General features: G+C 63.4%; 12 protein-coding genes. 9 read left to right on the top strand and 3 right to left on the bottom strand.

The window, feature by feature from the left end; all coding sequences use genetic code 11:
• Positions 1-16: 16 nt before the first annotated feature.
• The 9 genes from ahcY (at position 17) to B0G77_RS05920 (ending at position 10,386) form a co-directional block, all read left to right on the top strand.
• Complete coding sequence (ahcY, locus tag B0G77_RS05960; RefSeq protein ID WP_133661276.1) at positions 17-1,438, top strand: adenosylhomocysteinase; 1,422 nt, start codon at positions 17-19, stop codon at positions 1,436-1,438.
• Positions 1,439-1,694: 256 nt separating this feature from the next.
• Positions 1,695-2,048, top strand: coding sequence for a phage holin family protein (locus B0G77_RS05955; protein ID WP_133661275.1), 354 nt, complete (start codon positions 1,695-1,697; stop codon positions 2,046-2,048).
• A 33-nt stretch (positions 2,049-2,081) separates the two neighbouring features.
• On the top strand, positions 2,082-2,912 hold the full coding sequence (metF, locus tag B0G77_RS05950; RefSeq protein ID WP_133661274.1) for a methylenetetrahydrofolate reductase [NAD(P)H]: 831 nt from the start codon (positions 2,082-2,084) through the stop codon (positions 2,910-2,912).
• Between the two features lie 374 nt (positions 2,913-3,286).
• A complete protein-coding gene (locus tag B0G77_RS05945) occupies positions 3,287-4,918 on the top strand; it encodes an ABC transporter substrate-binding protein (protein WP_133661273.1) in 1,632 nt (543 codons plus the stop codon).
• A gap of 129 nt (positions 4,919-5,047) precedes the next feature.
• The gene (locus B0G77_RS05940; RefSeq protein WP_133661272.1) at positions 5,048-6,058 is read left to right on the top strand and encodes an ABC transporter permease subunit; all 1,011 of its coding nucleotides are present in this window, start codon (positions 5,048-5,050) and stop codon (positions 6,056-6,058) included.
• Positions 6,059-6,146: 88 nt separating this feature from the next.
• Positions 6,147-7,064 carry an ABC transporter permease subunit gene (locus tag B0G77_RS05935; protein WP_133661271.1) on the top strand — a complete coding sequence of 306 codons (918 nt, stop codon included), beginning with the start codon at positions 6,147-6,149 and terminating at the stop codon, positions 7,062-7,064.
• Position 7,065: 1 nt separating this feature from the next.
• Positions 7,066-8,082, top strand: coding sequence for an ABC transporter ATP-binding protein (locus B0G77_RS05930; protein ID WP_133661270.1), 1,017 nt, complete (start codon positions 7,066-7,068; stop codon positions 8,080-8,082).
• Positions 8,079-9,095 (top strand): peptide ABC transporter ATP-binding protein, encoded by a 1,017-nt coding sequence (locus B0G77_RS05925; RefSeq protein ID WP_133661269.1) that lies wholly within the window; start codon positions 8,079-8,081, stop codon positions 9,093-9,095. The genes B0G77_RS05930 and B0G77_RS05925 overlap by 4 nt, the downstream gene beginning before the upstream one ends.
• Complete coding sequence (locus B0G77_RS05920; RefSeq protein WP_243750939.1) at positions 9,088-10,386, top strand: TraB/GumN family protein; 1,299 nt, start codon at positions 9,088-9,090, stop codon at positions 10,384-10,386. The genes B0G77_RS05925 and B0G77_RS05920 overlap by 8 nt, the downstream gene beginning before the upstream one ends.
• Before the next feature lie 68 nt (positions 10,387-10,454).
• Here B0G77_RS05920 and B0G77_RS05915 read toward each other — a convergent pair whose 3' ends face one another.
• The 3 genes from B0G77_RS05915 to pxpA form a co-directional block, all read right to left on the bottom strand.
• Positions 10,455-11,408: a DUF979 domain-containing protein gene (locus B0G77_RS05915; protein ID WP_133661268.1), complete on the bottom strand. Its 954-nt coding sequence runs from the start codon at positions 11,406-11,408 to the stop codon at positions 10,455-10,457.
• On the bottom strand, positions 11,405-12,166 hold the full coding sequence (locus B0G77_RS05910; RefSeq protein WP_133661267.1) for a DUF969 domain-containing protein: 762 nt from the start codon (positions 12,164-12,166) through the stop codon (positions 11,405-11,407). The genes B0G77_RS05915 and B0G77_RS05910 overlap by 4 nt, the downstream gene beginning before the upstream one ends.
• Before the next feature lie 241 nt (positions 12,167-12,407).
• Positions 12,408-13,160, bottom strand: a complete 753-nt coding sequence (pxpA, locus tag B0G77_RS05905) for a 5-oxoprolinase subunit PxpA (protein WP_133661266.1) — start codon at positions 13,158-13,160, stop codon at positions 12,408-12,410.
• Positions 13,161-13,169 lie beyond the last annotated feature (9 nt).

Raw genomic sequence — 13,169 nt, 5'->3', positions numbered from 1 at the left:
TAGAAAGGAGGGCGTGATGAACGCCGCAGTTTACGATTCCAAAGATTCCAAGGACTTCATCGTTGCCGACCTGTCGCTCGCCGACTGGGGCCGCAAGGAACTCAACATCGCCGAGACGGAAATGCCCGGCCTCGTGCAGATCCGTGACGAGTACAAGGCGCAGCAACCGCTGAAGGGCGCACGCGTGGCGGGCTCGCTGCACATGACGATCCAGACCGGCGTGCTGATCGAGACACTGAAGGCGCTCGGCGCCGACGTCCGCTGGGCATCGTGCAACATCTTCTCGACCCAGGACCACGCCGCCGCGGCGATCGCCAAGGGCGGCACGCCGGTGTTCGCATACAAGGGCGAAACGCTCGACGAATACTGGGAATACTCGCACCGCATCTTCGAATGGCCGAACGGCGAATTCGCCAACATGATCCTCGACGACGGCGGCGACGCCACGTTGCTGCTGATCCTCGGCTCGAAGGCCGAGCAGGACCGCTCGGTGATCGCAAAGCCGACCAACGAGGAAGAAGTGGCGCTGTACAAGTCGATCGCCCGTCATCTGGATGCCGATCCGGTGTGGTACTCGACGCGCCTCAAGCACATCCAGGGCGTCACCGAAGAAACCACGACCGGCGTGCACCGCCTGTACCAGATGGAGAAGGAAGGTCGTCTGCCGTTCCCGGCGATCAACGTCAACGATTCGGTGACGAAGTCGAAGTTCGACAACCTGTATGGCTGCCGTGAATCGCTCGTCGACGGCATCAAGCGCGCGACCGACGTGATGATCGCCGGCAAGATCGCGGTTGTTGCTGGTTACGGCGATGTGGGCAAGGGCTGTGCGCAGTCGCTGCGCGGTCTGGGCGCGACGGTGTGGGTCACGGAAATCGATCCGATCTGCGCGCTGCAGGCTGCCATGGAAGGCTACCGCGTCGTGACGATGGAATACGCCGCCGACAAGGCTGACATCTTCGTGACCGCGACCGGCAACTACCACGTGATCGGCCACGACCACATGAAGGCGATGCGCCACAACGCGATCGTCTGCAACATCGGTCACTTCGACTCGGAAATCGACGTTGCATCGACGCGTCAGTACACGTGGGACAACATCAAGCCGCAGGTCGATCACATCATCTTCCCGGACGGCAAGCGCGTGATCCTGCTGGCTGAAGGCCGCCTCGTGAACCTCGGTTGCGCGACGGGCCACCCGTCGTTCGTGATGTCGAACTCGTTCACGAACCAGACGCTCGCGCAGATCGAACTGTTCACGCAGGGCGACAAGTACGAGAACAAGGTGTACGTGTTGCCGAAGCAGCTCGACGAAAAGGTCGCGCGTCTGCATCTGGCGCGTATCGGCGCAAACCTGACCGTGCTGTCCGACGAACAGGCTGGCTACATCGGCGTCGACAAGAGCGGTCCGTTCAAGCCGAACCACTATCGCTACTAAGCGGCCCGAAGCGCCGGCCGCCATGGCGGATGCGGCGGTTCAGTCCGCCGCCGCCCGCCGCGTGCTGAATGCAGTTCGAACGCATGCGGCCGGCGGGCGTCCCGGGCGTCCCGGGCGTCCCATTACGCAGCGCGCATCGTAAAAGACGCGCTGCGTGATGGGCGCTGAACCCCACGCATGGAGCACGGCTCGCGCGACCCACGAATCCGCCCAGTCCGGATTTCATCCCGGACTTCCCGTTGACAAGGAGCTCTACATGACTGTGCTGCTGACCTGGCTGATCAATGCGCTCGCCCTGCTGATCATCACGTATCTGGTGCCGTCGATTCACATCCGCAGTTTCGGCACGGCACTGATCATTGCGCTGGTGCTTGGGCTCATCAACGCCGTGTTGCGACCGGTGCTGATCCTGCTCACGCTGCCCGTCACGATCATCACGCTCGGACTGTTCATTCTGGTCGTCAACGCGCTGTGCTTCTGGCTGTGCGCGTCGCTGCTGAAGGGCTTCGAGGTGTCGGGTTTCTGGTCGGCATTTTTCGGCTCGATCCTGTACAGCATAGTCTCGTGGCTGCTGTCCGCGCTGATCTTCGGTAACCGCAGCATCGGCTGACGGCGTCCTGAAGACGGGCAACCCTGGTAAATCATGAACCCGATCGAACTCTCATTCGAATTCTTCCCGCCGAAGACGCAGGAAGCCGTCGACAAGCTGCGAGCCACCCGCGCGCAACTGACCCCGCTCAAGCCCAAGTTTGTGTCCTGCACGTTCGGTGCGGGCGGCTCGACGCAGCAGGGCACGCTCGATACCGTGCTCGACATCGCGAAGGACGGCATCGAAGCCGCGCCTCACCTGTCGTGCATCGGTTCGTCGAAGGAAAGCCTGCGCGCGATCCTCAACGAGTACCGCTCGCATGGCATCCGCCATATCGTCGCACTGCGCGGCGACCTGCCCTCCGGCATGGGCGAAGTGGGCGAGCTTCGTTACGCGTCGGATCTGGTGAGCTTCATCCGCTCCGAGTTTGGCGACTGGTTTCGTATCGAAGTGGCCGCCTATCCGGAATACCATCCGCAGTCGCGTTCGCCGAAGGCCGATCTGGAGAACTTCGCGCGCAAGGTGAAGGCCGGCGCGAATTCGGCGATCACGCAGTATTTCTTCAATGCGGACGCGTACTTCCGTTTTGTTGACGACGCACGCAAGCTGGGCGTCGATGTGCCGATCGTGCCCGGCATCATGCCGATCACGAACTTCTCGCAACTGATGCGTTTCTCCGAGATGTGCGGCGCCGAAGTACCGCGCTGGGTCGCGCGCAGGCTGGAAAGCTTCGGCGACGACCGCGATGCGATCCGCGCATTCGGCCTCGATGTCGTGACGAACCTGTGTCAGCGGCTCGTCGATGCGAAAGTGCCGGGCCTGCACTTCTATACGCTCAATGGCGCGGCGGCCACCAAGGCCATCTGCGAACGCCTGGGCGTCTAGACACCCAGGCATACGGTCGCGCCGCAATGGCTGCTCGATGCGCCCTGACTGACTGCTGCGGCCCGGTGAAACGTCGCCCGCAGCAGCCCACATGGTGGCTGGACTCACTCGCGCAGAGGCTAATCGCTGCGTTCAAGATCGATCCGTTTGGGCCGGCACAATTCCGGGCGGTCGGCCTGAAGTGAAAAAATGACCTTTATTGTTCCGAAGGCGCACACTAATCTTCATGCCGGCTGCTGCGGCAGTGCAGCAACCGGTGTCAAGCGGTGATTCCGATCGTGAACACAGGGAATTTCCTCCGCTTGTTCGGGTGAGCCTTGCTCAAGTAATATCGCGCTACACCGGCGGGAGCCGGTTCCGAACCTGGAGGAAACATGAAGCAAAACAAACTGTTGCGCGCCGCGCGTCTGACCACGCTCGTCGCTGCCGCAGCGGCATCGATGGCCGTGTCCAATATTGCGGGCGCAGCCGGGATTCCGAACAAGACCCTGGTTTACTGCTCAGAAGGCAGTCCCGCGGGTTTCGATCCGGCCCAATACACCACGGGCGTGGATTTCACGGCCAACACGTTCACCGTCTATAACCGCCTCGTCGAATTCGAACGCGGCGGCACCAAGGTCGAACCCGGCCTCGCCGAAAAGTGGGATGTTTCCGCTGATGGCAAGACCTATACGTTCCATCTGCGCCACGGTGTGAAGTTCCAGACCACGTCGTTCTTCAAACCGACGCGCGAATTCAACGCGGACGACGTCGTGTTCTCGTTCCAGCGCATGCTGGATCCGAACCAGCCGTTCCGCAAGGCGTACCCGGTGCAGTTCCCGTACTTCACCGATATGGGCCTCGACAAGCTGATCACCAGCGTCGAAAAGGTCGACCCGTACACGGTCAAGTTCACGCTGAAGGAAGTCAACGCCCCGTTCATCCAGAATCTGGCGATGGAATATGCGTCGATCCTGTCGGCGGAATATGCGGACCAGTTGCTGAAGGCCGGCAAGGCTGCCGACATCAACCAGTCTCCGGTCGGCACGGGCCCGTTCATTTTCCGCAGCTACACGAAGGACGCGACGATCCGTTTCGACGGCAATCCGGACTACTGGAAGCCGGGCGCCGTGCAGATCTCGAAGCTGATCTTCTCGATTACGCCGGACGCCGGCGTGCGCGTGCAGAAGATCAAGCGCGACGAATGCCAGGTGATGAGCTATCCGCGTCCGGCCGACATCGCGCCGCTGAAGGCTGAGCCGAACATCGCGATGCCGTCGCAACCGGGCTTCAACCTCGGCTATCTCGCGTACAACGTGACGCACAAGCCGGTCGACAAGCTCGAAGTGCGTCAGGCGCTCGACATGGCGATCAACAAGAAGGCGATCATCGAGTCGGTGTACCAGGGCGCAGGCCAGCCGGCGACCAATCCGATGCCGCCGACGCAATGGTCGTTCTACAAGGATCTGAAGAGCCTGCCGTACGATCCGGCGAAGGCGAAGGACCTGCTCGCGAAGGCCGGTTATGCGAATGGTTTCGAGCTCACGCTGTGGGCGATGCCCGTGCAGCGCGCGTACAACCCGAACGCACGGCTGATGGCCGAAATGATCCAGGCCGACTGGGCCAAGATCGGCGTGAAGGCGAAGATCGTCACGTATGAGTGGGGCGAGTACATCAAGCGCGCGCACGCTGGCGAAGACGACACGATGCTGATCGGCTGGACTGGCGACAATGGCGATCCGGATAACTGGCTCGGCACGCTGCTCGGCTGCGAAGCGGTCAATGGCAACAACTTCTCGAAGTGGTGCTACAAGCCGTTCGACGAGCTGATCCAGAAGGGCCGCACGACGTCGGATGTCGCCCAGCGCACGGAGCACTATGTGGAAGCACAGAAGATCTTCGCGCAGGAACTGCCGTTCTCGCCGATGGCTCACTCGACGGTGTACCAACCGGTCAGCAAGAAGGTTGTCGACATGCGCATCGAGCCGCTCGGCTATGCGCGCTTTGATGGTGTTAGCGTGAAGTAATACTGACGCAGTAAGCTTTTCGTACCATTAGAAAACTGGTCGAAATGGTCCGGCGACCGGGGTCACGAGCCCTCGTCGCCGGTTGCGTTTTTTCCATTCATCCAAGAGTCACGACCAGAGGGACGAACCATGTTCCGATTCGTTTTGCGTCGCATCGGAATGGTGATACCGACTTTCATCGGCATCACCATTCTGGCGTTTGCGCTGATACACCTGATCCCCGGCGACCCCATCGAAGTGATGATGGGCGAACGTGGGGTCGATCCGGCGATGCACGCTGCTGCGCTGCACCGCCTCGGGCTCGACGAGCCCCTGCCGATGCAGTACATCCACTACGTCGGCCGCGCCCTGCATGGCAATCTTGGGATGTCGATCATCACCAACACGAGCGTGATGGGCGAGTTCCTTGCCCGCTTTCCCGCCACTGTCGAGCTGTCGTTCTGCGCATTGATGTTCGCGTTGATCGTCGGTCTGCCGGCGGGCGTGTTTGCTGCGTTAAGACGTGGCACCGTGGTCGATCACGGCGTGATGGGCACGGCGCTCACCGGCTACTCGATGCCGATCTTCTGGTGGGGGCTGATCCTCATCATGGTGTTTTCCGCCGACCTCGGCTGGACGCCGGTGTCTGGCCGGATCGCGGTCGAATACGACATTCCGCACGTGACCGGCTTCATGCTGGTGGACGCGCTGCTTGCTCCCGACGAAGGCTCGTTCAGGTCGGCCGTGAGCCATCTGATCCTGCCGGCCATCGTGCTCGGCACGATTCCGCTTGCTGTCGTCGCACGGATGACGCGTTCGTCGATGCTCGAGGTGCTGCGCGAAGACTACATCCGCACCGCGCGGGCGAAGGGGCTCGCGCCGGCACGCGTGATCATCGTGCATGCGCTGCGTAATGCGCTGATTCCCGTGGTGACGGTGATCGGTCTCCAGGTCGGGACGCTGCTCGCAGGCGCGGTGCTGACCGAGACGCTGTTCTCATGGCCCGGCATCGGCAAATGGCTCATCGATGCGATCAGCCGGCGCGACTATCCGGTCGTGCAGGGCGGGATCCTGATGATTGCGACTCTGGTGATCTTCGTGAATCTGATCGTTGATCTGTTGTACGGCGTGTTGAATCCGCGCATTCGCCATACGAGGTAAACAGAATCATGTACCCCCAAGTTCACATTCGTTCGCTGCCCCCCAAGGGGGCGCATGCCTCCCTTGAGGCGGCTCTGCGGGAGGCATGATGGCAGACATTCAAAATACAGTTCCCACCGCAGTGACGCCGCCCAGCGGCCGCGCACTTGCAGCCCGTGAATTCTGGGCGAACTTCTCGCGCAACCGGGGCGCCGTGACCGCGGGCGTCATCGTGCTGGTGTTGATCTTCGTCGCGATCTTCGCGCCGCTGATCGCGCCGCACAGCCCGATCGAGCAGTATCGCGACTCCGTGAAGATTCCGCCGGCGTGGCTTGCCGGCGGCAACTGGAAGTTCATCCTCGGCACTGACGAAGCGGGCCGCGACATCCTCTCGCGTCTGATGTACGGCGCGCGGCTGTCGTTCTGGATCGGCTTCGTATCGGTGGTGCTGGCGCTGATTCCGGGCATCGTGCTCGGTCTCATCGCCGCGTTCTTCCAGAACTGGGCCGACACGCCGATCATGCGCATCATGGACGTGCTGCTCGCGCTGCCGTCGCTGCTGCTTGCGGTCGCGGTCGTCGCGATCATCGGTCCGGGTTTGACGAATACGATGCTTGCAATCGCAATCGTTGCACTGCCGGGTTATGTGCGTCTCACGCGCGCATCGGCGCTCGGCGAACTGCAGAAGGAATACGTGACGGCTTCGCGCGTCGCAGGTGCGGGCACGCTGCGTCTGATGTTCTCGCAGGTGCTGCCGAACTGCACCGCGCCGCTGATCGTGCAGGCGACGCTCGGTTTTTCGTCCGCGATTCTCGATGCCGCGGCACTCGGCTTTCTCGGCCTCGGCGTACAACCGCCTTCGGCGGAGTGGGGCGCGATGCTGGCATCGGCGCGCGATTACATCGACAGCGCATGGTGGATCGTCACGATGCCTGGTCTCTCCATTCTGATTTCGGTGCTGTCGATCAACCTGCTTGGCGACGGGCTGCGCGATGCGCTCGATCCCAAACTGAAACGGATGGCCTGATATGAGCAATCTATTGACCATCCGCAATCTCTCGGTGAATTTCAGCGGCTTGCCCGCTGTCGACCGGATCAACCTGAACGTGGCGCCTGGCGAAGTGGTGGGCGTGGTCGGCGAATCGGGCTCGGGCAAGAGCGTGACGATGATGGCGCTGATGGGCCTCATCGACGCGCCCGGCAAGGTAACCGCCGACGAAATCACCTTCGACGGCAAGGATCTGCTGAAGGCTTCCGCGAGCGCGCGCCGCAGGATCATCGGCAAGGACATCGCCATGGTCTTTCAGGACGCGCTGACGAGCCTGAATCCGAGCTACACCGTCGGCTACCAGATCAAGGAAGTGTTGAAGCTGCACGAAGGCCTGCGCGGCGACGCGCTGCACCGGCGTGCGGTGGAACTGCTGGATCAGGTGGGGATTCCCGACGCGAAGAACCGCATCACGTCGTTTCCGCATCAGATGTCGGGCGGGATGAACCAGCGCGTGATGATCGCGATGGCCGTCGCGTGCAATCCGAAGCTGCTGATCGCCGACGAGCCGACCACCGCGCTCGACGTGACGATCCAGGCGCAGATCATGGAACTGCTCGTGAGGCTGCAGAAGGAACGCGGCATGGCGCTCGTGCTGATTTCGCACGATCTCGCTGTCGTGTCGGAAGTCGCGCAACGCGTGGCCGTGATGTATGCGGGCGAAGTCATCGAGACGAACCGCGTGCCGGATATCTTCGCCGCGCCCCATCATCCGTACACGGAGGCGCTGCTGGCGGCGATTCCCGAGCATAACGTCGGCGCGGTACGGCTTGCCGCGCTGCCGGGCATGGTGCCGGGTCGCGATGACCGGCCGCGTGGGTGCCTCTTCGCGCCGCGCTGCAAGTACGTCGTCGACGACTGCATGAAGGCGCGGCCCGCGCTCGGGCCGTTGCCGGATCATGGTGAAGCGACTCAGGTGCGCTGCATCAAGCCGCTGAACCTGACCGGCGACGCGAACGTCCACACGAAAACACAACCCCAGGGAGGCGCACGATGAATGCAGTACCCGAAACGCGGCGCCCTCAATCCACGGGCGACAAGGTGCTGATCGCCGACCAGCTCGCGCGGTATTACACCGTGAAGCGCGGCATGTTCGGCCATGGCACGGTCAAGGCGCTCAACGGCGTGTCGTTCTCGCTCGAGCGGGGCAAGACGCTCGCCGTGGTCGGCGAGTCCGGCTGCGGCAAGTCGACGCTCGCGCGGCAACTGACGATGATCGAAGCGCCGACGTCCGGGCGTCTTCTGATCGACGGTGAAGATGTCGCGGGCGCCGATCATGCGAAGATCGCGGCGTTGCGCCGGCGTGTGCAGATGGTGTTTCAAAATCCGTTTGCATCGCTGAATCCGCGCAAGACCGTCGAACAGACGCTCGGCGAGCCGCTGGCGATCAACACGCAAGCAAGCACCGCCGAGCGCGCCGAACGGATCGCGCAGATGATGCGCACCGTGGGCCTGCGGCCCGAGCACGCCAAACGCTATCCGCATATGTTCTCGGGCGGTCAGCGTCAGCGCGTGGCGATCGCGCGCGCGATGATTCTCGATCCGCAGATCGTCGTTGCCGACGAACCCGTGTCCGCGCTCGACGTGTCGATCCAGGCGCAGATCCTGAACCTGTTCATGGACCTGCAGGACCAGTTCAAGACGAGCTATGTCTTCATCTCGCACAACCTGTCGGTAGTCGAACACGTCGCCGACGATGTGATGGTGATGTACTTCGGCGCTGTAGTAGAACTGGGTGACAGGAAGACGATCTTCGGCCGGCCGCGGCACCCGTACACACGCGCGCTGATGTCGGCGACGCCATCGATCTTCGAAGCCGATCGTCGCATCCAGATCAAGCTGCAGGGCGAAATGCCGTCGCCGCTCAATCCGCCGTCGGGCTGCACGTTTCATCAGCGCTGCCCGTATGCGATCGACCGCTGCCGAAGCGAAGAGCCGAAGCTGCGCGAAGTGGATGGCCGTCAGGTGTCGTGCCACCGTGCCGAGGAGGTAGGGGACCCGGATGCCTGATGCGTTGGCGGCGCGCCGTCCTGCGCGCCGCCTGCGTGAAGGTGGGCGGTGTGTCGTCTGCACGGCCGCCTTCACTGTCGTGTTTGCGGCTTTCTTGATGGCCTTCTTGCTGGCCGCATTGATGGTCGTCTCCTGGGGTGCCGGCGTGATCGCCAGTGCTGTTGTCAGCGCTGTTGTTTGCGTCGTAGCCCGATCTGGCGGCCTCGTCGTTGTGCTCGAGCGGCGCTGGGCGGCGTCGCGGCTCGCATGCGCTTCGCTTGTTCTGGCGCCGTGCGGCGTGCTGCTGCCAATTCCGGTGGCGTATGCCGCGGGTGCGTCGGCGAATACGCCGGTGCAGGCCGGGCGGCCGGTTGCGGGCGCACCTGCGCCTCCTGCCGCGCCGCCCGCCGCGCTGCCCGGTTTTAATCCGCCGGCGGCGAGTCCCGGCACCACGGCCGGCGGTCCGGTCCGCAGGCCGCCCGCGCGCATGCCGTTCTATGTCGCCACGCGCGGCACCACAACCATTTACGTGCTCGGCACATTGCACGTTGGCGACCCGTCCGACTATCCGCCGGACCAGCCGTTTCGCAAGTCGATCCTGGCCGCGCTCGCGGCTTCACCCATCCTCGCGCTCGAACTGTCGCCGGACGATCTGCTGGTGTCGCAGGACGACGTGTCGAAATACGGCGTCTGTACGCGCGAATGTCTGCCGCGGTTGTTGCCGGATCCGTTGTGGCGCAAGCTCGCGTACCGGCTGCGTGACAATCCCGCGGCGCTCGAAGAGATCAAGAAGATGCGTCCGTGGCTCGCGTCGCTGCTGGTCGAAACCTACGTTTCGCTGAGCGCCGGCCTGCAGACCGAGTACGGCACCGAAGCACAGTTGCAGAACGTCTACCTGCGCACGCGCGGCAAGATCGTGGGCCTCGAGACGCTGTCCGAACAGATGCGTGCGTTCACGGGACTGACGCTCGCGCAGCAACGCGAAATGGTCGCGCAGGATCTGGTGCAGACGCCCGCTGACAACGTCGCCGATGTGCAAACGTTGCACCGTCTCTGGCAGGTCGGCGATGCGGACGCGATTGCGGCGTGGGAAACGGCAAAGTCCGAGAAACTGGCACGTGACCATCGGCTGTCCGCTTCGATCGACAACAAGATCGTGTTCGAGCGGAACCGGCGTTTCGTGTCGCGGATGATTGCGATCGCCGCGCCGAATAAACCCATATTCGTCGCGATCGGCGCGCTGCACCTGGGCGGACCGAAGGGCGTGCTGGCGCTCTTGAGGGAGCGGGGATTTGTGGTTGAGCCGGGATGATGCGGGGCGACGAAAGGTGATCGGGGGCGGCGTCATGCGCCGCGCCCGATCTCACCACACGGCAGCCCTTACAGGAACATCAGGAAGTTCAGCAGGAGAATGTTCACGACCAGCAACGGCAGCGCGGTCGGCACCTGAACCTTGATCACCGCGTTCTTGTCCGGCAGTTCGAGCAGCGCAGCCGGCACCATGTTGAAGTTCGCGGCCATCGGCGTCATCAGCGTGCCGCAGTATCCCGAGAACATGCCGATCGCGACCATCACGGCCGGGTTGCCATGAAACACACCGACGAGGATCGGTACGCCCACGCCACCCGTCATCACCGGAAACGCGGCGAAGCCATTGCCCATCACCATCGTGAAGAGCGCCATGCCGATGCAGTACACGGCGACCGCGACGATCCGGTAGTCGAGATTGACGTAAGCGATGGTCAGATGCGCGACCGCCTTGCCGACACCCGCGTCCGAGAACACGAGGCCGAGCATGCCGAGCATCTGCGGCAGCACGGCAGCCCACGACAGGGCATCGACGAGCCGTCGCGCTTCCTTCGTCGACTGGCCGACGGTATCGCGTGTCATCAGACACGCGACGGCAAGCGCAATCACGCACCCGATGCCGAAGCCAATCAGCGTGACGTTCTTCAGTTCGATGAGCGGCATGCCGCCGAACACGAGATGGCTGGCCGACAGCGTCAACACGACCGTGACGACCGGAATCGTCAACGCGGGAACGAAGAGCTTGTTGCCGAGACGCCGCGCGCTCGCACGACGAACCTCTTCGGACAATACCTTGGGCTTCGCTGCCGTGACGCCGCCAAAACCGGCGATCACCGCCATGACGATCACCAGCACGCCGACGACTTCCGGCGGCAGCCTGTCGCCGACGAGGAAGATCAATGCGTAGAGGATCCAGAAGCCGCCCGCGGTGAAGCGGCGCGGATGTTCGCGATCCGTCATGATCATGCCGCCCACGATCAGCAGCACAATCCCCAGCAGCCAGAACAGGTAGTTGATCGTGATCATGCGCGGTCTCCCGATGCGCCCGCGGCCGTGCGGGTTGCCGCCGGCTTTTGCGCGGCGCCTGCGGACAGGTTGCCGCGCAGTTCACGTTCGAGTTTGCGGTCGAGCAGCCAGAGCCGGAAGCCGTGGATCAGGAATGCGCAGATCGCGGTCGGGATGCCCCACACGGCCACATGCATCGGTTCGACGGTGATGCCTGCTTCCTTGAGGAAGGTGACCATCAGCACGATCGCACCGAACGCGACGAAGATGTCCTCACCGAAAAAAAGCCCGACGTTGTCGGTTGCCGCCGAGTACGCGCGTAGACGGAAACGCACCGCGTCGCTGATCTTGCCGAAGCGGCTTTCGGTGGCGCCCTCGGCCATCGGCGCGATCAGTGGGCGCACCATCTGCGGATGACCGCCGAGCCCGGTCAGCCCGACTGCGGCGGTCAGTTCACGCACCAGCAGATAGACAATCAGGAGACGCCCTGCGGTCGCCGCCTTGATGCTGGAAATCCATATCTGCGCACGCTCGCGCAGGCCGTGTCGTTCAAGCAGCCCGATGACCGCGAGCGGCAGCAGGATGATGAGCGGGATGTTGCGGGTCTTGATGAAGCCGGTGCCGATCGCCGCGAGAATCTTGTCTGGCGGAAAGTGCGCGGCGAGTCCGGTGGCGATGGCCGCCGCGGCCACGATCAGCATCGGGTTGAAGCGCAACACAAACCCGACGATGATGACGGCCACGCCAATGAGAGGCCATAAACTGACTGTTGTCTGCATGTGGATCTCCAAACAGGGTTTTTCCGGTTGAACCGGTTGCCGCTCGTGGCGGCGCGTATTGAACGGCGCGCGCGAGTGCCGCGGGTCGTCCTTGCTTGAGCGGCTCCAGGCGGCCGCTTTGACTTCAGCGTTTCAGAACTGCGTCTTCTACTTCCGTACTTCGATGATCTCCTGCATCTGGCCAACGCCCCGCTTGAAGCGGGGCGTTGGGGAATCGTGATCGCAGGCAGGTTCGCGCTGTTCAGACGCGCGCGGCGCTGGCCGCATGAACGGCGATCCCGGCTTCAGCGAGCGCCGCGCGGATGCGCCGCGCGAACGCGAGTGCGTGCGGGCCGTCGCCGTGCAGGCAGATCGTCTGGGGGTTGAGCGGAACCCACTGGCCGTCGACAGCCTGTACGCGCCGCTCGCGCACCATCGCGAGCGTGCGTTCGAGCACGAGGTCTTCGTCGTCGAGCAGGGCGCCCGGCTCCTTGCGCGGCACGAGCGAGCCGTCCGCGCGATAGCCACGGTCGGCGAACACTTCTTCGACGGCGGTCAGGCCGGCTTCACGCGCTGCTGTCACGAGCTCGCTGTTGGCCAGCGCGAACATCGACAGCGACGGATCGAAGTCGTGGACCGCCGACGCAATCGCATCGGCGATCTTCGGGTCGCGTGCGGCCTGGTTGTAGAGCGCGCCGTGCGGTTTGACGTGCGCGATGCGACCGCCTTCGGCCTGCGCGATCGCCGACAGCGCGCCAAGCTGGTACAGCACGCCGGCGTAGATGTCGCCCGCCGGCAGGTCCATCTCCTTGCGGCCGAAATTCTCCGGATCGTTGAAGCCCGGGTGCGCGCCGATCGACACGCCTTTCTGCACCGCCCAGCGCACGCACTCGCGCATCGCGTTGGCGCCGCCCGCGTGCCAGCCGCACGCGATGTTCGCCGAGCTGACGAGATCGAGCAGTGCCTCGTCGGATCCGCATCCTTCGCCGAGATCGGCGTTCAAATCGATTTGCATGGTGTTCTC

Source organism: Paraburkholderia sp. BL10I2N1 (assembly GCF_004361815.1).
In the GTDB taxonomy this organism is placed as follows: Bacteria; Pseudomonadota; Gammaproteobacteria; order Burkholderiales; family Burkholderiaceae; genus Paraburkholderia.
This window is presented reverse-complemented; position numbering and strand designations above follow the sequence as displayed.

Bases quoted from the DNA above. Each gene is read 5' to 3' on its own strand.
- B0G77_RS05945 (WP_133661273.1), top strand. From the start codon at position 3,287: ATGAAGCAAAACAAACTGTTGCGCGCCGCGCGTCTGACCACGCTCGTC.
- B0G77_RS05930 (WP_133661270.1), top strand. From the start codon at position 7,066: ATGAGCAATCTATTGACCATCCGCAATCTCTCGGTGAATTTCAGCGGC.
- B0G77_RS05935 (WP_133661271.1), top strand. From the start codon at position 6,147: ATGGCAGACATTCAAAATACAGTTCCCACCGCAGTGACGCCGCCCAGC.
- ahcY (WP_133661276.1), top strand. From the start codon at position 17: ATGAACGCCGCAGTTTACGATTCCAAAGATTCCAAGGACTTCATCGTT.
- B0G77_RS05955 (WP_133661275.1), top strand. From the start codon at position 1,695: ATGACTGTGCTGCTGACCTGGCTGATCAATGCGCTCGCCCTGCTGATC.
- metF (WP_133661274.1), top strand. From the start codon at position 2,082: ATGAACCCGATCGAACTCTCATTCGAATTCTTCCCGCCGAAGACGCAG.
- B0G77_RS05940 (WP_133661272.1), top strand. From the start codon at position 5,048: ATGTTCCGATTCGTTTTGCGTCGCATCGGAATGGTGATACCGACTTTC.
- B0G77_RS05910 (WP_133661267.1), bottom strand. From the start codon at position 12,166: ATGCAGACAACAGTCAGTTTATGGCCTCTCATTGGCGTGGCCGTCATC.
- B0G77_RS05920 (WP_243750939.1), top strand. From the start codon at position 9,088: ATGCCTGATGCGTTGGCGGCGCGCCGTCCTGCGCGCCGCCTGCGTGAA.
- pxpA (WP_133661266.1), bottom strand. From the start codon at position 13,160: ATGCAAATCGATTTGAACGCCGATCTCGGCGAAGGATGCGGATCCGAC.
- B0G77_RS05925 (WP_133661269.1), top strand. From the start codon at position 8,079: ATGAATGCAGTACCCGAAACGCGGCGCCCTCAATCCACGGGCGACAAG.
- B0G77_RS05915 (WP_133661268.1), bottom strand. From the start codon at position 11,408: ATGATCACGATCAACTACCTGTTCTGGCTGCTGGGGATTGTGCTGCTG.